The sequence below is a fragment of the Pseudalkalibacillus berkeleyi genome, assembly GCF_021608225.1.
GTDB lineage: Bacteria > Bacillota > Bacilli > Bacillales > Fictibacillaceae > Pseudalkalibacillus > Pseudalkalibacillus berkeleyi.
The window spans coordinates 1,708,979-1,729,105 of record NZ_JAKIJS010000001.1 but is presented as its reverse complement, the minus strand read 5'-3'; the positions used below and the strand labels follow the sequence as shown (position 1 = coordinate 1,729,105).

The window sequence follows — 20,127 nt, the reverse complement described above, 5'->3', positions numbered from 1 at the left end:
GTTCCAAACAGCTTTTTTTGATTAAGTAGTCCATTTTCTTAAGGGAGGCGTTTGGATGGAAAATGTATTAGAATTTATTTTTCTCATCATCCAGATTTTAATTATTCTATATGTCATCTTCAGCCTTGCCGTTATGAATGATAAGTTAAATAAGCTTATGAAACAGTTCGAAATTGATGAGGATAGCTTAAATCGGGTATCAAATGAAGAAATTGAACGGGAATTAGAAGCGAAAATGGAGCATGAGAAAGAATGAGAGGTGGATTACTCTATCTAAATGGTCGAATCTTTATGTCTACCTGTAATGGTGACATGGAATGATTACTCAGCCTAATGTTTAAAAATCCTCCAAAACGTGTAAACCGGGAGTAACCACGTATGAAGGAGGAGCTTCAATATGAGAATCATTAGTCGTATATTTAGACTAGTTACATTTATACCACGGTCACTTATTAAAGCTATACTTCCTAGAAGAAGACATCGTTTATAATGGAAGTTATGAATGAAGAACAAGAATATTCATAATAATAACGCGTTTTAGACATTTATGAGAAGAACAATTCAGTATATACTTACTACGGAAATGCTATATATAACCATTATCACACTTTAATTCCCATATTAAGGTGATGATAGTGGTTGTTTTTATGAAGAAAATAACAAATGTTACTAGGTTATACCAATCATTTTTGATTTCTTGAATTTGCTGTCTTACAAATTGTGTTAGGATACAAAACGGTGCGCATCACAAGAAACGACAACTTAGACAAGGAAGTGAATATAACGTAATGGAAATTACACATAATCCAAATTTACTATGGTATGTCATTGCATATGGGATTCTCATGGTAGGTTTAGGCGTTTATTTCTCAAAGAAAGTTTCAAATAGTGAAGACTTCATCCTGGCAGGTAAGGGTCTGGGTGCAGTAGTACTTACCGGAACATTGCTAGCGACATGGACAGGAAGCGGAAGTATCTCTGGTGGAGAAACTTCAATGGCTTATAGTTATGGAATTATTCCATCGCTACTAATGGCGATACCGACTTTGATTGGAATACTTGTTCTTTATGTTATTGCTCCTAGAATTAGAGCATTCGGTAAATATACAGTTTCTTCGATTCTAGAAGAAAAATACGGTCCGTTCGCGAGGATGCTGGCTGGAATTATTATTATCCTTGCATACGTTGGTATCGTATCCTATCAAATGAAAGGTTTCGGATTCATTCTTAACCTTACGACAGGCATCTCTGTAGAAGTAGGAACGATTATCGGCGCAGCACTCATTATATTCTTAGCTACAATAGGTGGGCTCCGTTCTGTGGCACCTACGGATGCAATCAGTGCATTCTTGATGGTCGCAGGTCTTGGTATCACTTTACCTACGATCTTTGTTATCGCAGGAGGCTGGGACAGTATCGTGGCGAATGTACCGGCAGAACACCTGACTTTCAGTGGTTCTTTGACGAATATTCAACTATTAGGCTATTTGTTGCCATCACTGTTCTTATTATTGGCAGATCAAAACATGTATCAACGTCTAGCATCATCAAAAGGGAACAACTCATCCAAAAAAGCTCAAATCGGTTGGCTTGTCGCTATGCTATTAATTTCTCCTACAATTGGATTTATTGCCTTTGCTTCAAGATCGTTGTTCCCGAATATCGATCCAGGAATGGCATTAATGGCTACTACAGTAGCGATGCCTACTTTTGTAGGCGGTATTCTTCTAGCAGCGTCCACCGCTTTTATCGTGACGACAGGAAATTCATATCTGTTGTCAGCGGCTACGAACGTAACGTATGATATTGTTGGGAAGTATATGAAAAATGAAGCTACAGATCAACAATTACTGAAAATGACGAAATGGTTTATCGTCATCCTTGGGGTGCTTGCATATGTCATCATTAGCTTCTTCCCGACGGTTCTGTCTGTACAAATGTATGCGTACACCGTATATGGTGCAGGTATCACGCCAGCTGTACTAGCTGTCTTCTTCTGGAAACGCGTGAATATCTATGGTGGTGTATCATCAATGGTAGCGGGTGTCGTAACGACCTTAGTATGGGAAATCCCTCTAGCGAAACCATTTGAATTGAACAGTGTTCTTTTCGCAGTACCAGTCGCGGTTATCGTACTCATAGTTGTTACTTTAGTAACTTCAAACAAGACAGCTCAGCGATAAAATTGTAAAATCGAATTTTTGGAAAAAGGTTGTGTTTTAATTGAATCAACGTCTCGAACAATTTTCAAACTGGTTGAAAGAAACGGAGCAAACATTTGCTTTTGTTCATACTTCAGCTAATGTGTTTTATTTATCAAACTTCAATTGTGAGCCTCATGAGCGTTTACTAGGACTTTTCGTATTTCCTGATCAAGATCCATTTCTTGTTTGTCCGGGTATGGAAGTTTCTCAAGTAAGAGATGCGGGTTGGAAGTATGATATTATCGGTCACGGTGATGCGGACCAGCCTTGGGATCTCATTCATTCGGCATTGAAGAAACGTGGCATTGATGATGCAAAGCAAGTTTCAATTGAGAAAGAAACCTTATCATATGGACGAGCAGAGCAATTGATGAAGAGATATCCTTCTGTCAAGTTCAACAACGCAGAAGATAAATTGAATGAACTTAGACTTATAAAAGATGAAGAAGAACTAGCCATCCTCAGAAAAGCTGCTGAACTAGCAGACTTCGGAGTCGAGACGGGCGTTAATGCGCTACGTGAGGGTTGTACCGAGATGGAGGTTCTAGCCACAATCGAATATGAACTAAAGAAAAAGGGTATTCGCGAAATGTCTTTCTCAACAATGGTTCTATTTGGTGAAAAGTCAGGACAACCTCATGGTAATCCGGGAAGCCGTAAACTTAAAAAAGGCGACCTTGTCTTATTTGATCTAGGTGTTGTCCTAGACGGGTATTGCTCTGACATCACACGTACGGTAGCTTTCCAAGAAGTAAATGATAAGCAAAAGGAAATTTATGATATCGTTCTTAAAGCACAACTACTTACTTTAGACATATCAGAGCCAGGAACACGACTTGGTGACCTCGACAAAAAAGCGCGTGAAGTGATTACAAATGCAGGGTACGGTGAATTCTTCCCTCATAGAATCGGACATGGAATTGGAATTGATGTCCACGAATATCCTTCTATGAGTGAGGATAATGATCACGTCCTTAAAACAGGAATGACTTATACCATTGAACCAGGTATCTACTTGCCAGAAGTCGGCGGTGTCCGTATAGAGGACGACGTGCTTGTCACAAAAGATGGTTATGAAACGTTAACGAAATATCCTAAGGAACTACAAATTGTAGGGAACTAAATAAAAAGCCCGGAAGCATGTATGCTTCCGGGCATTTTTATGTGATCATGACCTCGAAAAGTTTAAGAAACCAGTATAATTCTTCGTACATTATCAGATAGTATAGAAGAAAGGTGGTAAATAACATGAGAAACGGACTTATTAAATGGATGATTTTGAGTATTGCAGCAATGTTGATCTACCAAAACCGTTATAAGCTTCTAAATATGATACTAGGTATGAAACTTCTCCGTACCATTGCCATCCGAGGATTTCTCAAAATGCCAGGTGTGAGAGAGAAGATCGTACAAGATATGTTTTAACATTAAGGAACTACTGATTTAAATACTGAACGAGTTGTATATTTGAGCCGGATTTTGTTTCAGTTAAGAACAGTAAATGTGTCATATCTTTACTCAATAATATGAGTGGTAAACTGCTGCCGTTAGGTGGTTCGATTTCTCCTTTATCATTTTTAATCCCTAAGAAATAATTCTTGTAAATTCCTTCCCATAATCCGCCGATGATTTGATCGGTTTTTTCTTTTGTCAGTCCGGGGAGAGGAATATACGAATAATCATATATCTTCGTCAATGGAATCATGTAATAGTTATCAACCGGAACATTAAAGTATTTGATGAGATTATGCCAAATCACTTTTAATTGTTGGTTTGTAGCATGATCTAATATCTTTTTATTTATTTTATCTTCTTCCGTTTCTGGATCCTTAAATGATTCTAACGGTTTTAACGGCGAATCAATTACATACAACTGATCATAGCTCATCGATTGAGCGCTTCTAATCACGTCATTCGGATAATGTAATTCCGCATGGTGAAAACTAATGGCCTCAAAGTGACCGCTATCTTCATTATTAATCGTTTTCTCCTGTAGGATTTGATTTGTATTTTCTCCCCATTTCGAAAGTGTCTCCTTTAACATGCCATCCTCGAAAAGTAGCGAAATATCCTGTCGTAAATATGCCTTTTTTCCAAGGGTCGATTCCACATCCCATTGAATGGTGTATTCATCCTCATCGTGCTTTTTAGGGACATTCAGAACAGTGTCAGTCTTTTCAAAAAAGATTTTCGGATCAATAGGAAAATAGATAATGCTTTCTTTTACATCTGATGAATGGTTAAAATAAAAGAAGAGGAACAATGAAGTTATGATGACAAGAATGGCGAACATGTATTGTTTTCTTTTCATATCTTTTAGACCTCCATGGACAACTCTCAATATAAAGTATGAGGATGTACATGGATTTAGAAGGTATAGTTCTAAACAGGGGGAGTTTTTAATATGAAGAAAAGCATCAATACTACAGAAATAATGGAATTAATCAGGGAGTTGGTATCCATTCCAAGTCCATCTGGTAATACCGACGCTGTGATTCAACACGTTGATGAATACTTTACAAAATTAAATATCGAGACTCGAAGAAATCATAAAGGTGGTCTATTAATCACCTTGCCAGGACAAAACAATGAGCAACATCGTTTTTTGACAGCACATGTAGATACACTAGGAGCGATGGTTAAGGAAATTAAGCCAAATGGTAGACTAAAGCTGTCAATGATAGGTGGATTTCGATGGAATCACGTTGAAGGTGAGTATTGTGAAGTAGAAACTTCAGATCATAAAAAATATAGCGGCACAATCTTAATGCATCAAACATCCGTCCATGTTTATAAAGATTCTGGTGAAGCGAAAAGGGATGAAAACAATATAGAGATTCGCTTGGACGAGCGGGTAACTTCAATTGATGACGTGAAGGAACTTGGAATTTCAGTAGGGGATTTCGTTTCGTTCGATCCTCGTGTAGAAACAACTAAGAGTGGTTTCATTAAATCCAGACATCTAGATGATAAGGCAAGCGTAGCGATATTGATGCATGTCATTAAACAGTTGAAAGAAGAGGGATCTTCTTTACCGCATACGACTCATTTCCTCATTTCTAATAATGAAGAAATCGGATATGGCGGAAATTCAAATATCCCAGTAGAAACTGAAGAATATTTAGCAGTTGATATGGGTGCGATCGGTGACGGACAATCAACAGATGAATATACCGTATCCATATGCGCGAAAGACTCAAGCGGCCCTTATCACCTAGGGTTAAGAAAACATCTAGAAAATCTGGCGAAAAAGAATGAAATTGAGTACAAAATGGACATCTACCCTTATTATGGTTCAGATGCCTCGGCTGCCATTCGTGCAGGATTTGATATAAAGCACGGATTAATCGGACCTGGAATCGATGCTTCTCATGCGTTTGAACGTACGCATGAAACTTCTCTCTATCATACAGGTCAATTAATTTATCATTATTTGAAATCTGATATGAAAAACTAAGATTACAGTAGCTTATAAGGATTACCTATGGGAGACGAGACGTCTTCATTGTAGGTAGTCCTTTTTTGCACGATCAAATATTTAAAGCTCCTTTCAAAGTATGTATCACCTACAAATGGTTAATGATGGTAATTGAAAGGGCGGGAAGATATGTCAAACGATAACAATGTACCTAAAATAAAAGATTATGATGCAACCGTTTCCTATTGTAAAGAACAATTAGGGATTGGCATTAGTTTCGATCAAATTCATCTTGATATGGAATACGCCGGTAGAAAGATGAGTTTCTTTATGATTGATGGATTTGTGAAAGATGATATAATGCACTACTTAATGAAGTTTTTATCTGAATTGGAACCTAGTCAATTAGAGCCGGACCCTTTAATTAAATTAATGAAAACTTACCTTCCATATGTTGAAATTGATCAGGAACCAGATCTCGATAAAGCCATTGATTTTTCATTGGGTGGACCAACCTTACTAATAGTAGAAGGTATTGATACAGTCATTGTTATAGATGCTCGTACTTACCCAGTCCGAGGACCCTCAGAGCCGGACCTTGAAAGAGTTGTACGTGGCTCAAGGGACGGATTTGTAGAGACGATAATATTTAACATAGCCTTAACGCGAAGAAGAGTACGAGACCGTTCACTTAGAATGGAATATTTGAAAGTAGGAAGACGATCTCAAACTGACGTTTGTGTATCCTACATTGAAGATATTGCTGATCCCAAGATCGTTAATAAAATTAAAGACTCAATTTCAAAAATTGATACTGATGGGCTCCCAATGGCTGAGAAAACAATTGAAGAGTTTGTTTGTGGACAACATTGGAACCCGTATCCTTTAGTTCGTTATACAGAGAGACCAGATACAGCAGCTGTCCATTTATATGAAGGACATGTGCTGATATTTGTCGACGGTTCACCAAGTGTACTGATTACACCGGCTACATTTTGGCATCACCTTCAACATATGGAGGAATATCGTCAAAAGCCGGTAGTTGGAGCGTATTTGAGACTCGTTCGATTTCTTGCTGTTTTCTTATCAATCTTTTCACTACCTCTATGGTACTTATTTGCGACAAATCCGTCCCTTATGCCTGATCCGTTAGCTTTTATTGGACCTAATGAGGTTGGGGATGTGCCGTTAATCTTCCAGTTTATTATAATTGAAATAGGTCTAGACATTTTAAGGATGGCGACAGTTCATATACCATCCTCGCTTGCAACGGCTTTAGGGTTAGTAGCAGCGATATTAATCGGTCAAGTTGCAGTTGAGGTCGGCCTGTTTATAAATGAGGTTATCCTATATATCGCCATTGCTGCTCTTGGGTCATTTGCAACACCAACCTATGAATTAAGTTTAGCCAATCGACTTGTTAGGTTAGTGCTCTTAATCGTAACCGCTCTCCTTGGGGTATTAGGGTATGTGTTAGGAGCTACGTTATGGTTGATAATGCTTGTAAGGTTGAAATCATTTCACATTCCTTACTTATGGCCCTTCATTCCATTCTCATACAAAGGATTCAGAGATGTTTTGATCCGTACACCAATACCACTGAAAAATCGACGACCCACTGTACTACATCCTAAAGATCCAGATAGATAGAAGCTTTCTGAATAGTTCCTCCTCAAAACTAGACCTCGTAGCGCTCTACTTGGTCTGGTTTTTTATAGGCTTAAATAATCGAAAATATTGTCGCAATGTCTGCTTACGATCGCTTTACAGACACCCTTCCCTTTTTTTCTTAACCGAATGTCTTCCTATATATATGTGAAATGATATAATATCTATGGGTGAAATCGTATATGAAAACTTTATTCGACATACAAAATCTTTTAAAACGTTTTGGTACATTTATTTATACTGGTGATCGTAGTGCCGATTTAGATTTGATGCGCGGGGAACTGCAGGAGCTTTATGAGGGTGGCTTGATACAAAGCGACGAATATCGTCAAGCTATCTTAATTATTAGAAGAGAGCAATCAAAATATAAGAATATACATTAAAGGATGAGTCACATGAAAGAGCGGTTGTCTATAGGTGTAGATATAGGTGGTACTTCGATAAAATTAGCCGTTGTTGATTCTAGAGGTAATATCGTTCATAAATGGAACATACGAACGGATACGAGCGAGAAGGGTAGAAACATCTCTTCGGACATAAATGCGACAATAACTGAAACCATAAACCAATTGAATATGAGTCCTTCAGATATTGAAGGGATTGGAATTGGGGTTCCAGGGTTTATTAATATCGAAAGCGGATTTATATACGGGGCAATTAATATCGGGTGGGAAAACTATCCTTTAAAAGATGATTTGGAAGCAAGATCAGGATACCCGGTCATGATCGATAATGATGCAAACTTAGCGGCACTAGGGGAAATGTGGAAAGGTGCTGGTAATCAAGTTTCCAATTTAATCTGCATCACATTAGGCACTGGAATAGGTGGCGGAATCATATTAAATGGACAAATATTGCATGGTGTGAACGGGATGGCAGGAGAAATTGGTCACATCACTTCTATTATGGAAAATGGTGCACCTTGTAATTGTGGGAAGACAGGTTGTTTAGAAACGATCGCTTCAGCAACCGGAATTTCTAGGATAGCGGCAGAAGGAATCGATTGTAACCCAGATAGCGCGTTATCAAAAGTTCTGAAAGAAAACGGGCAAATTACCTCAGAGGATGTTTTTACTGCAACCAATCAAGGTGACGAGTGGGCAAACGAGGTCATTCGATATATTTCTAAGCATTTAGGGATAGCGATTGCGAATATGTCGAATGTGCTGAATCCGTCGAGAATCGTCATTGGTGGTGGCGTTTCAAGAGCAGGTGATCAACTGATGACCCCTCTTAAGGAAGTCTTTTCAAGGTTTGCATTACCTAGAGTTTCTCAAGGTGCCGAATTCGCTGTAGCTAGTTTAGGAAATGATGCAGGCGTGATTGGAGCTGCACGACTCATCGAGATTCAGTCTTTTGAAAGGTAATGGATTATCCTCTTATACTGAGAAGTTTATGCGAATAGTATACCAACTCATGAAGAAGGGTCTGTTAAGATCCTTTTTCTTTATTTCTTAGTAATAAAGTTGAGTGGAGGACAAGAGTTCATAGTAAGCTAGTCCTTGGTTAAGCACGGTAAGTGTGAATAAAGTGTGAATTTACCATTACCAAGAAAACACATAAAAACAAAACTTTTTTCTTATTCATTCGTCTATAGGTTTAAGGATTATTTATTTAAGGGTAATAATAGATATTGTGTGACAGGCTATTTTACATTATTTTGAAAAAGTTAGATTTTCACTTGAAATTATGTGTGAAAGGGAGTAATATAATCATCATGTGAAAAACGAGTGAAGAAAAAATTGTGATTTTATAATTGTTTTATTTTTGAATAAAATTAACGAACTATAAAAAAGGACATCATTGTCGAGGAGGTAACAATACGATGTTGAAAAACACCCTTACAAAATACCAAATCATCATCTTAACAGGTGTTTTACTATGGATTAAATCGTATCTTGTTTACAAAATATCATTTGATTTAAAAATTGAAAATGCAGTTCAGGAACTTATTTTACTAATAAACCCATTAAGCTCAGTGGTATTCATTATGGCATTTGCCTTGTTTTTCTCCGGGCGTGCACGTAATATTGCCACTTTAATATTGAATTTAGTAGCGTCATTTGTACTGTTTGCGAATATGGTATACTACCGATTCTTTAATGACTTTATTACCATTCCGGTATTATTCCAGACTAGTAATATGGGCGACTTAGGAAGCAGTATTACATCATTAATTTACCCATATGACTTGCTCTTATTCGCTGATTTAATTTTCTTTGCAGTATTTATGAAAATGCGCAAATTAGAAGCACCGAAAGTTTCATCTAAGAAAATTGGAATTGTGTTTGCATCTAGTTTAATTATTTTTATCGTAAACGTTGGGATTGCGGAGACGGAACGTCCACAGTTGTTGACTCGTTCATTCGACCGTGAAATGTTAATCAAAAATATTGGGGCGTACAACTACCATGCATACGATGCAATTATTCAGTCAAAAGCGAAGGCACAACGAGCGCTTGCTGATGGTAGTGAAATTGCAGATATCGAGAACTATGTGAAAGCAGACTATAAGAAGCCAGACCCTGAAATGTTTGGTGCTGCGGAAGGTAAAAACGTTGTAATGGTTTCTATGGAGTCGATCCAGAATTTTGTGCTTGACAATGACGTAGAAGGCAATGAGATTACACCGTTCTTAAACCAACTGAAAGAGGATAAGGATACGTATTACTTCCCTAACTTCTACCATCAGACAGGACAAGGGAAAACTTCTGATTCAGAATTCTTATTAGCGAACTCAATGTATCCATTACCGAGTGGGGCAGTATTCTTCACTCATTCACAAAATGAATACCAAGCTTCACCTGAAACACTAAAGGAAAAAGGATACTTTACAGCAAATTTACACGCTAACAATAAGAGTTTCTGGAACCGTGACATCATGTATAATTCTCTTGGTTATGAGAAGTTTTATTCATTAGCTGATTATGAAGTTACACCAGAACAATCTATTGGTTGGGGATTGAAAGATGAATTCTTCTTCCAGCAATCTGTTGATCATATGAAGGAAATGCCTGAACCTTATTACACGAAGTTCATTACATTAACGAACCATTTCCCATTCAGTCTTGAAAAAGAAGATGAATTTATTCCTGAGTGGAACTCGAATGATGGTACTGTTAACCGTTATTTCACTACAGTTCGTTACATGGATGAATCTGTAAAAATGTTCTTCGATAGTTTGAAGAATGAAGGTATGTATGAGGACACGATGTTTGTACTTTATGGTGATCACTATGGTATTTCTGAGAACCATAATAAAGCAATGGGAGAATATCTCGGTAAAGAGATTACGCCATTCGAATCAACTCAATTACAACAAGTTCCATTGTATATCCACATTCCAGGTGATGGTAACGGGAAAGTAATGGATACAGTTGGTGGTCAAGTAGACCTTAGACCGACGATTATGCACTTGTTAGGTATTGAGACTAAGAATTCTATTCAATTCGGATCAGACTTGTTCTCTAAAGAACGTCAAGACTTTGCGGTATTACGTGATGGTAGCTTTATCACTAAAGATCATGTTTATACAGATAACACATGTTATGACAAAGAGACGGGCGAGCCGACTGAAAAGTCTTCTTGTGAATCATTTAAAGAGAAAGCTGAAAAAGAATTGGATTACTCCGATCGAATCATCTATGGAGATTTGTTACGATTCTTTGATCCTAAAACAGGCCAAATTAAAACAGATAAATAATCCTCAAAAGAACCGTGTCAACACTATTGTTGGCACGGTTTTTTATATTCAAATTCGTTATGCTAATCATAACCCACTTCTAATGTCCATACATTTTATAGGAGAATGTTTTTTGGAGGTTTGTTGCTATGAGGGTAAGGATACGATCAGGAGATAGCCTTTGGTATTTTGCAAAAGTGTTTAATATACCATTGAGATTGGTGATCGACTCGAACCGGTCGGTAGACCCATCACAATTACAAGTCGGACAGCAAGTCAATATTCCTGGATATGTAATAGGGAAATATACAATCCAAAAAGGGGATACATTTTATAAAATTGCACAACGTAGAAAACTACCTCTAGAAGCTTTAACTATACTTAACCAAAATGTATCACCAAGTAATTTGCAAATTGGTCAGGTGATTGAATTACCTGTAAGAGTATTAAGAGAAGTTGTAACGCCAAAGGAGAATTATGATTATGCGTTGATGATGCACCAATTGAAAAGGTTGAACGAAATCTACCCCTTTATTAAAATGAAAACAATAGGTCGGTCCGTATTAGGTCAATCCATTCCAGAAATTCAAATAGGTAATGGACGTAAAAAAGTACATTTTAATGGAGCGTTCCATGCGCAAGAATGGATCACGACCTCTGTGTTGATGAATTTCATAAATGACTATTTGTTATCTTTAACGAATCAATGGACCATACGTGGATTGAACATGTCACCTTTCTACGATGGCGTAACATTATCCATTGTACCTATGGTAAATCCTGATGGTGTGGATCTAGTGTTAAACGGCCCGCCAGATCATGAATATTATGATGAATATGTGCTTGATTTGAATAATGGTAGCAAGGATTTCTCCAGTTGGAAAGCTAACATACGAGGGGTTGATTTAAACAATCAGTACCCTGCGAAGTGGGAGATAGAAAAGGAGAGAAAACCAAAAGAACCTGCTCCACGGGATTATCCAGGTACAAAACCATTAAGTGAACCAGAAGCGATTGCAATGGCTGACTTAACGAGAAAAGAAAATTTTGATCGAGTGATTGCCTTTCATACCCAAGGGGAAGAAATTTATTGGGGATATGAAGGACTTGAGCCATCATATGCTGAAACGATCGTACAAGAATATGAAAGAGTGAGCGGTTATAAACCCATACAATACATTGATAGTTATGCGGGATACAAAGACTGGTTTATCCAGGAATGGAAAAGGCCAGGGTACACCGTAGAACTAGGTGAAGGCGTCAATCCATTACCGATTGAACAATATGATGAGATTTATGAAGAAAGCTTGGGTATCATGCTGGCCAGTTTGTATATGTAAGGAAAACCAAATCGAGTTTGGATTTGGTTTTTTTATGTTATGATAAATTTAATTTGAACCAAAATAAAGGAGGGGAATTGGATTTGACGAGCGATTTTTATTGCAATGAAGTACTGAATGGAAAGACAGAAATTGAGCAAGTATACGAAACTGAACACACACTAGCTTATTACCACACTAAACCATCTTATGAAGTACATATTGTGGCAATCCCAAAAAAACATATTCCATCATTGACTCAGATTGAGAAACAAGATCAAAGGGATTTTGCTGAATTAATGGACACTGTACAAATCGTTGCGAAGCAGGTTGAGGAAAAGCATGGGGCATGTCGTGTGATAACGAATTTAGGGCGTTACCAAGATTCTAAGCACTTGCACTTTCATATCGTTTCAGGAAAGAAGTTGATATGAGATTATATTTTGTCTTTGCCTTCGCTTAACACTTTGCGGAGGTTTTTTGATATAGTTTGAATCAGCAAAACAATATCGGCTAAGTAAATGTACAGGATGAGGTAAACAATATTAAATACAAAACGACTATGGAGACCTAATCATGGATACAAAAACAGTTTTAAAATCTGAACGGGTTACTTCAGATATACTCTCTGAGCTCACATTTGAATTAAAGGATAAACAAATCACGACCATTATTGGGCCATCTGGTGCTGGTAAAAGTAGCCTATTGTTACTTCTGAATCGATTAAAGGAACCGTCTAGCGGGACGATTCATTTCAAAGGTCAAAATATAATGGGCCTACCAATTACAAAGCTTAGACGCGAAATCGGAATGGTATTTCAGTCTGCTCACCTATTTGACGGGACAACGGAAGAGAATATTGAGTATGGACCACAATTGCATGGGAAATGGGATCCATCTGAAACGAAACAATTGTTAGATCTGGTTGAACTGCCTCAGTCATTTCTTACAAGAAATGTGAACTCTCTATCAGGGGGAGAACAGCAAAGGGTTGCAATTGCGAGGACGCTGGCAAATAAACCGTCCCTCCTCTTACTTGATGAAGCGACAAGTGCTTTAGACATCAAAACGGCAGATCATATTGAATCCGTTTTAGCCAAATTGAGAGATGAAAAATCAATGGCGATCTTGATGGTTACTCATAACCTCAAGCAAGCAAAAAAGATAAGCGATCAAACCTTCTTCATACAAAATGGGAGACTCGTTGAAAAAGGGCCTTCTACACAACTGTTTCACAAGCCCCAAACGGTTGAACTCAAGCAATTTTTGGAGGATTAAGCATGCAGTCTACAGAAATATCAAATTTATCTTTACTATTTATTATTGTATTTGTAATGGTCCCTGTTTCGCTATCGTACTTATTTTCACTCAACCTTTCGAAAACGGTAATATGGTCATCTGTGAGAGGTGTAGCGCAACTTTTTCTCATCGGTTATGTGCTAACGTTTCTATTTAATTTACCTAACTGGCAAGGAATCGGATTATGGGTATCCGTTATGATTTTAGTTGCAACGTTAAATGCTTCTAGGAAGGCAAAAGGCATTCCGAGAGTTAGGTTGATTGTATTTGTTGTAATCGCACTCATTGAAGTTTCAATTATTTCTCTATGGTTATTGTTCGGATACATACCATTTACGGTGGAAAAAGTAATACCAGTCAGCGGTATGATTATTGGAAATAGTATGGTTGCCATCGGACTTGCATTAGAAAGACTTCTCAGTCAATTTCGTGAGGAGAAGGGCAGGATACTTGCTGCATTATCTTTAGGGGCAACGCCTAGACAAGCTTCTATTCATATTATTAGAAAAACATTGAGAGCAGCGATGATACCGAATATTGATGGACTGAAAACGATAGGGTTGGTACAATTACCTGGTATGATGACAGGTTTGATATTGGGAGGCGTATCACCGATGGATGCCGTCCGTTATCAAATTGTCATTTCGTTAAGTATTTTTGTTTCGGTTGCGGTTAGTGCGATGTTCGTAACCATTATTTTATACCAAGCATTCTACAATGATAAAATGCAGTTGATGGAGTTAAATACATAGTTGGAGGTTATATAAATGGCAATTGTTGATATTACAGTGATACCGATTGGAACAAAAAGTCCGAGTGTAAGTGACTACGTTGTTGAAGTTCAAAAAGTACTTGAGGAAAACAAAGATAAAATCAATTATGAACTTACCCCTATGAGTACATTAATTGAAGGAGAGATGGACGACTTACTACATGTGATCAAGCAAGTCCACGAAGTTCCTTTTAACCATGGGATTGAACGTGTGGCTACGAATATTCGTATAGATGATCGAAGAGATAAGAAGGTACGAATGACTGACAAAGTAAATACGATCCAAGCGAAATTGAGAAGATAATTGGACGGCAAGTCCTTCAATACTAGATATTTGTGAATAGAAATAAAGAAATGAATGGACTAAAAAGAACCCAGCAAACATTGCCGGGTTCTTTTTAGTTGGTCGTTATTAGTGTCCAGCACCCCAACCGCCAGAGTGGAATAGATCGATGACTGTCATCACCGTAAACCATCCAAACACTGCGAGTGTCAAGAATGCAAAGCCCACTGCAAATAAATTCTTCTTTTTCATTTCTCTAAATAAAGCCCATAGTGCAAAAAGGGTTACAAGGCCAAACATAATAGCCAATGCCATAAGATTTCCCCCCCTTAGTATTGGAAAATTTCTAGTTAGTATTACTATATCCTGTTATGAACAAAACAATCTATGTAAGAGAATGATTGCCTATCCTATTGTACCTGTTTTTTTGCTCTGTGTCGAGAATCCATTCCTTACAAAAATGTGACGGTAACTTGATAAGCAGAAGCGATTTGCTCGATGAGTTCCCTTTGCTGTCTATCTGCAAAATAAAGAAGTGGACTTGTAGAATCATCTGTAGCGACAAGGTGTTCTTCCATCTGCAGCATCGCCATTTTTGCACGTTCATTTTCTTCGTTCAAACGAAACGGGATTGTCATTTCCTTAAATAAGTATGCATGTTTAGAAGATGAGACAAATCCGTAATCAGTATTGAATTTTGTGGATGGAGACTGCAATGGGTATAGTTCATAGGTTTCCTCAAGTCTTTTTTCTGATTGAAAGAGTTCTTTAAGTGCTTGAAAGTCAGATTCTGTCTGAACAATACAGAGTCGATCATCCCGATCAACGACATTGGCTGTACTCGTGATCTTTTGAAGGAATTCATTTAAATAATTCGATCCTTGATCGCGTAATTCACAATGTTCTACACCAAATACAATTTGCATAGCACCCTCGCTTTCAAAACCACCATAGAATTTGATATTGTAAGAGTATTGATGTTGATGTTCTCAATTGAAATGAATTACTATTAGTGTAGATTAAATGATGCTGTGTGGCAATGGAGGGATACAAAAATGGAATGGAAACGAATATCAGTTGGACCTGTACAAGCAAATTGTTATTTACTATGGAACGAAGATAAAGAAGGGTTAATCATCGATCCTGGGAGTGAGGGTGAACGTATCATAAAGGAGGTTGAAGCAGAGGGCTTCACACCAATTGCGATATTGTTAACCCATGCGCATTTTGATCATATTGGTGCACTTGATGTGGTGCGGGAGAATTGGTCATTACCCGTCTATTTACATCAAGAAGAATTTGATTGGCTTGAAAATCCGGATCTGAACGGTTCAAGCTTCTTTCCAATGATTGATGCTGTGTCTGTAAAGAAAGCGGATCATAAATTAAATCCAGGGGAGGACTTAAGAATAGGAACATTTACATGTAAAGTCCTACATACCCCTGGTCACTCACCTGGTAGTGTATCTTTTTCTTTTGAAGAGAGCGGACTTGTCGTGAGTGGTGATGCATTGTTTATGGGAAGTATTGGTCGTACAGACCTTCCAGGGGGGAATCATGAACAATTAATTGAGAGTATTCATGAACAACTCCTAACTCTAGATGAAGAAACTGAAGTCCTTTCAGGACATGGTCCTTCAACGACGATTGGTGAAGAGATGAATACGAACCCGTTCCTAAACGGCTTTTGATTATGACCAAACAACAATTAGCGATTATAGAGGTAATAAAGCAGAGGATAATGTCATCTGAGTATAGGCGTATCGATTATGTTACTTTTATGGAAAACGCTTTATACCACCAACAAGGTTATTATCAGCGTAAGAGAATGAAAATTGGAAAAGAAGGCGACTTCTATACGTCGAGTTCTGTTCATCCTGTCTTTGCATGGGTATTTGCAGACTACTTTGTAGCTTATTGTGAAAGTAATGATGTACCCCTCCATATTTGTGAGCTAGGTGGAGGGAAAGGTGATTTTGCTAAACAGGTGCTCGATTACTTACGTGAAACGAGCCCTGACCGTTATAAGCGTTTGAAGTATATGTTTGTTGACGTCAGTAAAGATCATATTGAAGTAGCCAAAAGCACGCTAAGGGAGCACGAAAATGTTTCCTATTTTGAGTCAATCGAGGACTTTGAAAGAATGGATGCGAATTTTAAAGGTGTGATCTTTTCAAATGAATTGTTAGATGCATTTCCTGTCCATGTCGTTATGAAAAATAACGGCCAATTATTTGAGGTCATGATCACAGTTGATGACCATGATCAGTTAAAAGAAATCACCGAACCCTTGCATAACGAACAGGTTCGAGTCTGGATTCATGACTACAAAGTCGATATACCTGAAGGGCATCGTATTGAAGTTCCACTCATAATGGATAGTTGGCTCAAGCAAATGTCCAACCTACTTTGTGAAGGGGCATTGGTGACAGTAGATTATGGCTATACGAAGGAAGAGTTCCAAGACCCTGCACTAAAGAATGGTACGTTAAGAGGGTATTATAAGCATCAAATGGTCACTGATCCATTGCACCATGCAGGGGAGATGGACTTGACTGTACATATTCCGTTTGATGCGCTCATTCAGAAAGGAAACGAAGTCGGTCTTGAATATGTCACCTTACAAAGACAAAGGGATTTTCTTGTTGATCACGGTTTATTTAACCACCTAATCGATCATCAGCAACCCGATCCATTTTCAAAGGAAAGTAAGTTAAACCGGGCGATCCGTTCTTTTGCAACACCAGGAGGGATAAGTGATGCATTTCGTGTCCTTATTCAGCAAAAGAATACCGGCAATATAAAATGAACTAAAAAAGCTGTCCGACTACGGACAGCTTTTTTTGCATACATTTTTTTAATGTCCGCCTGATCCAGGGGTCATCATGAAAGTGGTCCAATACGTAAAGCCGATGAAGAAGACTGTTAAGTATGCACCGAAAATATAAATATACAATCTTTCAGATAAGTTTAAGTAGCCAAGTGCAACGAACATGACTGTTTGACCAACAAACAATAGGGCGAACGCTTCCATGCCACCTACATAAGCCATAATAGCAATGACAGCTGTCCAGAATCCCATCATGCGATACATTCTTGCCATATGTATTCCTCCTTTGCAGCAATGATCATACGGATAAATAAGTGCTAAATCTGAGCGTATTCCACTCATACTAAAAAATGGACTCTTTTAGTATTATAAATCAAATGAACAATAAAAGTAAATTACTATTGCTATGTCAATTTTGTGTCGCATAGTATACTACTCATAGTATAAAGGCTAGTGAAAAAAATATACAAGTATTTATTTGAGAAAGAAGGATATGTTTCATGAAAGTCGAATAGTACATATACTTCCCGAAAGAAGGTGATTCTATAGAGATAAATGTCGAAAGCAAGAGTGAAAAGCTGATTACCAAGGCATTAACATTAAAAGCAACGGACCTCCACGTCATACCAAGACTCAATACGACTACGATTCAAGCGAGAATCGATCAACGTTTGTTCACCCTCGAAGAGATCCCTCTTTCACAAAGTACAAGATTGATTTCACATTTTAAATTTTTGGCTGGAATGGATATCGGAGAAAAACGAAGGCCACAAAATGGGTCGATTCACCATTATTTAGCCTCAAGTGGTAATGTTCATTTAAGACTGTCCACACTCCCCTCAGCTTATAACGAAGCTTTAGCGATCCGTATTTTACCTCAAGAAACCTCCAATCAATATGAACACCTCACGATTTTCCCGAAACCACTTAAGAAAATTTATGAATTACTGAACAAACAACAAGGACTATTACTATTTGTTGGTCCGACAGGTTCAGGTAAAACAACCCTACTATACTCCCTTCTGAAACAAGCACAAATCCAGTCCAAAAGGCAGATTATCACATTAGAAGATCCGATTGAAAAAAGAGTCGACCATTTTTTGCAGATTGAGATTAATGAGCCTGCTGGGGTTACGTACCTGGATGGCTTTAAATCGATCTTACGCCATGATCCGGACGTAATCATGATTGGTGAAATCCGAGATGAATCTACCGCACATCTCGCGATCCGCGCTGCCCTCACTGGTCACCTTGTTCTATCGACCCTTCATGCGAAGGATACGATTAGCTGTCTCTACCGATTGTTAGAATTTGGTGTGAAGTTTGAGGAAATGCATCAAACGCTCTTAGGTGTCGTGTCTCAACAGCTTTGTGATTTAGTCTGTCCTTACTGCGGATCAGAATGTTCAATCCAATGCTTAGTGAGAAGAAAACAGCGACGAACTGGCGTATACGAAACATTGTGTGGTTCTCAATTAAATGATGTAATGAAAACCATATTAAATAATAGTGGTGAAGATGTGTATTTTCCGAAAATGAATGATTATCTGAAACGAGCAATGGCTATGGGGTATATTCCATTGAGCCAGACAACCTCATACAAGGGTTTTCCATATGAAAAGGCGTAGATGGACAACACTTGAGCAAGCTGCATTTCTGAGGGGGTTAGGTGTTTTATTAGAGAAGGGTTATTCCATCTCGCAATCTTTAACATTATTGGAATTACAATATCGATCTGACACCCAAATTCCTGTTAAAGCAATCAAAACCTCCTTGCAGCAAGGTCTAACGTTAACTGAAGTGTTAGGTCGTTACCGTTTACCCGCTGATGTATTAGGGTATTTGTATTTCGCCACAGAAAATGGAAGTCTAGCCATAGGTTTAATGGAAGGAGGTGACATGCTTAGAAAACGTGAACAATTAAAGAAAGCCTTTTTAAAGCAACTTCGTTATCCGATTGTTTTATTAGGTATTCTTAGTTTAATGTTGTTTTTCTTGCTGCAATTCCTTTTTCCACAATTCAGTGCTTTATTCAACTCCGTTGACCTCCCGCTACCTTTGTTAACCCAAGTTATGATGACCCTCCTCTCGTATTTTCCTACCATCTTTTACATCATCGTTGTTTTGCATCTATTTTTATTTATTTTTCTCTATTTTCGTTTTAGACATCGTTCATCTCATGAGATTTTGACCTACCTCGTAAGATTTCCGTTTTTGAAAGGCGGGATTCAAACCTTCTTGACCCATTATTTCGCTTTTCAATTTGGACAGCTCCTATCGGGAGGCTTATCGATCGGGCTTGCATTACAATTGTTTGAAGAGCAAGGGTATTTATCATTCTTCCAGGTAGAAGCTTCCGCCTTAAATGCATCATTAAGGAATGGAGAGCCATTAAGTGAAACTTTATTCAATCGTTCTTTCTACTTACCTGAGCTATCTCAAATTGTCCAATTCGGTCAATCGAACGGCAAGCTTGGAGAAGAGCTCGTTTTGTATAGTGAAATGCTATTTGAAAGAACGGAAGGCAAGCTAGAGAAATATTTGGCCTTGATTCAGCCTATCATGTTTGGATTCATTGCTTTAATTGTACTCACATTATTTTTGTCAGTCATGCTTCCTGTTTTTCATCTATTCCAATCGGTTTGATTAATA

22 protein-coding genes are annotated in these 20,127 nt (G+C 37.9%); 18 read left to right on the top strand and 4 right to left on the bottom strand.

Annotated elements, in window-relative coordinates:
• Positions 1–55 precede the first annotated feature (55 nt).
• From L2716_RS09230 to L2716_RS09215, 4 genes are all read left to right on the top strand, one after another.
• Entirely contained in the window at positions 56–256 is a 201-nt protein-coding gene (locus L2716_RS09230; protein ID WP_236333907.1) for a hypothetical protein, read from the top strand.
• Between the two features lie 532 nt (positions 257–788).
• Positions 789–2,183 (top strand): sodium:solute symporter family protein, encoded by a 1,395-nt coding sequence (locus tag L2716_RS09225; protein WP_236333905.1) that lies wholly within the window; start codon positions 789–791, stop codon positions 2,181–2,183.
• A gap of 40 nt (positions 2,184–2,223) precedes the next feature.
• A complete protein-coding gene (locus L2716_RS09220; protein ID WP_236333903.1) occupies positions 2,224–3,327 on the top strand; it encodes a M24 family metallopeptidase in 1,104 nt (367 codons plus the stop codon).
• 125 nt (positions 3,328–3,452) lie between these two features.
• Positions 3,453–3,629 carry a hypothetical protein gene (locus L2716_RS09215; RefSeq protein ID WP_236333901.1) on the top strand — a complete coding sequence of 59 codons (177 nt, stop codon included), beginning with the start codon at positions 3,453–3,455 and terminating at the stop codon, positions 3,627–3,629.
• A 10-nt stretch (positions 3,630–3,639) separates the two neighbouring features.
• Here the strand turns inward: L2716_RS09215 and L2716_RS09210 are convergent, their stop codons facing one another.
• Positions 3,640–4,515: a hypothetical protein gene (locus L2716_RS09210; RefSeq protein WP_236333899.1), complete on the bottom strand. Its 876-nt coding sequence runs from the start codon at positions 4,513–4,515 to the stop codon at positions 3,640–3,642.
• Positions 4,516–4,608: 93 nt separating this feature from the next.
• Between L2716_RS09210 and L2716_RS09205 the strand changes: the two genes are divergently transcribed.
• The 10 genes from L2716_RS09205 to L2716_RS09160 all read left to right on the top strand — a co-directional run bounded on the left by L2716_RS09205 (position 4,609) and on the right by L2716_RS09160 (position 14,666).
• The gene (locus tag L2716_RS09205) at positions 4,609–5,661 is read left to right on the top strand and encodes a M42 family metallopeptidase (protein ID WP_236333897.1); all 1,053 of its coding nucleotides are present in this window, start codon (positions 4,609–4,611) and stop codon (positions 5,659–5,661) included.
• Positions 5,662–5,811: 150 nt separating this feature from the next.
• Positions 5,812–7,272, top strand: a complete 1,461-nt coding sequence (locus tag L2716_RS09200; RefSeq protein WP_236333895.1) for a spore germination protein — start codon at positions 5,812–5,814, stop codon at positions 7,270–7,272.
• A 200-nt stretch (positions 7,273–7,472) separates the two neighbouring features.
• Complete coding sequence (locus L2716_RS09195; RefSeq protein WP_236333893.1) at positions 7,473–7,673, top strand: YqgQ family protein; 201 nt, start codon at positions 7,473–7,475, stop codon at positions 7,671–7,673.
• Between the two features lie 12 nt (positions 7,674–7,685).
• Positions 7,686–8,657: an ROK family glucokinase gene (locus tag L2716_RS09190; protein WP_236333891.1), complete on the top strand. Its 972-nt coding sequence runs from the start codon at positions 7,686–7,688 to the stop codon at positions 8,655–8,657.
• 458 nt (positions 8,658–9,115) lie between these two features.
• On the top strand, positions 9,116–10,993 hold the full coding sequence (locus tag L2716_RS09185; RefSeq protein WP_236333888.1) for an LTA synthase family protein: 1,878 nt from the start codon (positions 9,116–9,118) through the stop codon (positions 10,991–10,993).
• Positions 10,994–11,121: 128 nt separating this feature from the next.
• A complete protein-coding gene (locus L2716_RS09180) occupies positions 11,122–12,312 on the top strand; it encodes a M14 family metallopeptidase (RefSeq protein WP_236333886.1) in 1,191 nt (396 codons plus the stop codon).
• A gap of 83 nt (positions 12,313–12,395) precedes the next feature.
• Positions 12,396–12,725, top strand: coding sequence for an HIT domain-containing protein (locus tag L2716_RS09175; protein WP_236333883.1), 330 nt, complete (start codon positions 12,396–12,398; stop codon positions 12,723–12,725).
• Between the two features lie 142 nt (positions 12,726–12,867).
• Positions 12,868–13,569: an ABC transporter ATP-binding protein gene (locus L2716_RS09170; protein WP_236333881.1), complete on the top strand. Its 702-nt coding sequence runs from the start codon at positions 12,868–12,870 to the stop codon at positions 13,567–13,569.
• 2 nt (positions 13,570–13,571) lie between these two features.
• Positions 13,572–14,342, top strand: coding sequence for an ABC transporter permease (locus L2716_RS09165; RefSeq protein ID WP_236333879.1), 771 nt, complete (start codon positions 13,572–13,574; stop codon positions 14,340–14,342).
• Positions 14,343–14,357: 15 nt separating this feature from the next.
• Complete coding sequence (locus tag L2716_RS09160) at positions 14,358–14,666, top strand: MTH1187 family thiamine-binding protein (RefSeq protein ID WP_236333877.1); 309 nt, start codon at positions 14,358–14,360, stop codon at positions 14,664–14,666.
• Positions 14,667–14,774: 108 nt separating this feature from the next.
• On the opposite strand, the gene L2716_RS09155 is transcribed toward L2716_RS09160, so the two are convergent.
• A complete protein-coding gene (locus tag L2716_RS09155) occupies positions 14,775–14,960 on the bottom strand; it encodes a DUF2759 domain-containing protein (protein ID WP_236333874.1) in 186 nt (61 codons plus the stop codon).
• A 137-nt stretch (positions 14,961–15,097) separates the two neighbouring features.
• On the bottom strand, positions 15,098–15,571 hold the full coding sequence (locus tag L2716_RS09150; RefSeq protein WP_236333872.1) for a hypothetical protein: 474 nt from the start codon (positions 15,569–15,571) through the stop codon (positions 15,098–15,100).
• 129 nt (positions 15,572–15,700) lie between these two features.
• Between L2716_RS09150 and L2716_RS09145 the strand changes: the two genes are divergently transcribed.
• Positions 15,701–16,336 carry an MBL fold metallo-hydrolase gene (locus tag L2716_RS09145; protein ID WP_236333870.1) on the top strand — a complete coding sequence of 212 codons (636 nt, stop codon included), beginning with the start codon at positions 15,701–15,703 and terminating at the stop codon, positions 16,334–16,336.
• An 89-nt stretch (positions 16,337–16,425) separates the two neighbouring features.
• Positions 16,426–17,454, top strand: a complete 1,029-nt coding sequence (locus L2716_RS09140; RefSeq protein WP_236333867.1) for a class I SAM-dependent methyltransferase — start codon at positions 16,426–16,428, stop codon at positions 17,452–17,454.
• 48 nt (positions 17,455–17,502) lie between these two features.
• On the opposite strand, the gene L2716_RS09135 is transcribed toward L2716_RS09140, so the two are convergent.
• A complete protein-coding gene (locus L2716_RS09135; protein ID WP_236333865.1) occupies positions 17,503–17,748 on the bottom strand; it encodes a DUF2626 domain-containing protein in 246 nt (81 codons plus the stop codon).
• 245 nt (positions 17,749–17,993) lie between these two features.
• On the opposite strand from L2716_RS09135, the gene comGA reads away from it, so the two are divergent.
• Positions 17,994–19,103 carry a competence type IV pilus ATPase ComGA gene (gene comGA / locus L2716_RS09130; protein ID WP_329610132.1) on the top strand — a complete coding sequence of 370 codons (1,110 nt, stop codon included), beginning with the start codon at positions 17,994–17,996 and terminating at the stop codon, positions 19,101–19,103.
• Positions 19,090–20,121, top strand: coding sequence for a competence type IV pilus assembly protein ComGB (comGB, locus tag L2716_RS09125; protein ID WP_236333863.1), 1,032 nt, complete (start codon positions 19,090–19,092; stop codon positions 20,119–20,121). Before comGA ends, comGB begins: the two co-directional genes overlap by 14 nt.
• Positions 20,122–20,127: the final 6 nt, after the last annotated feature.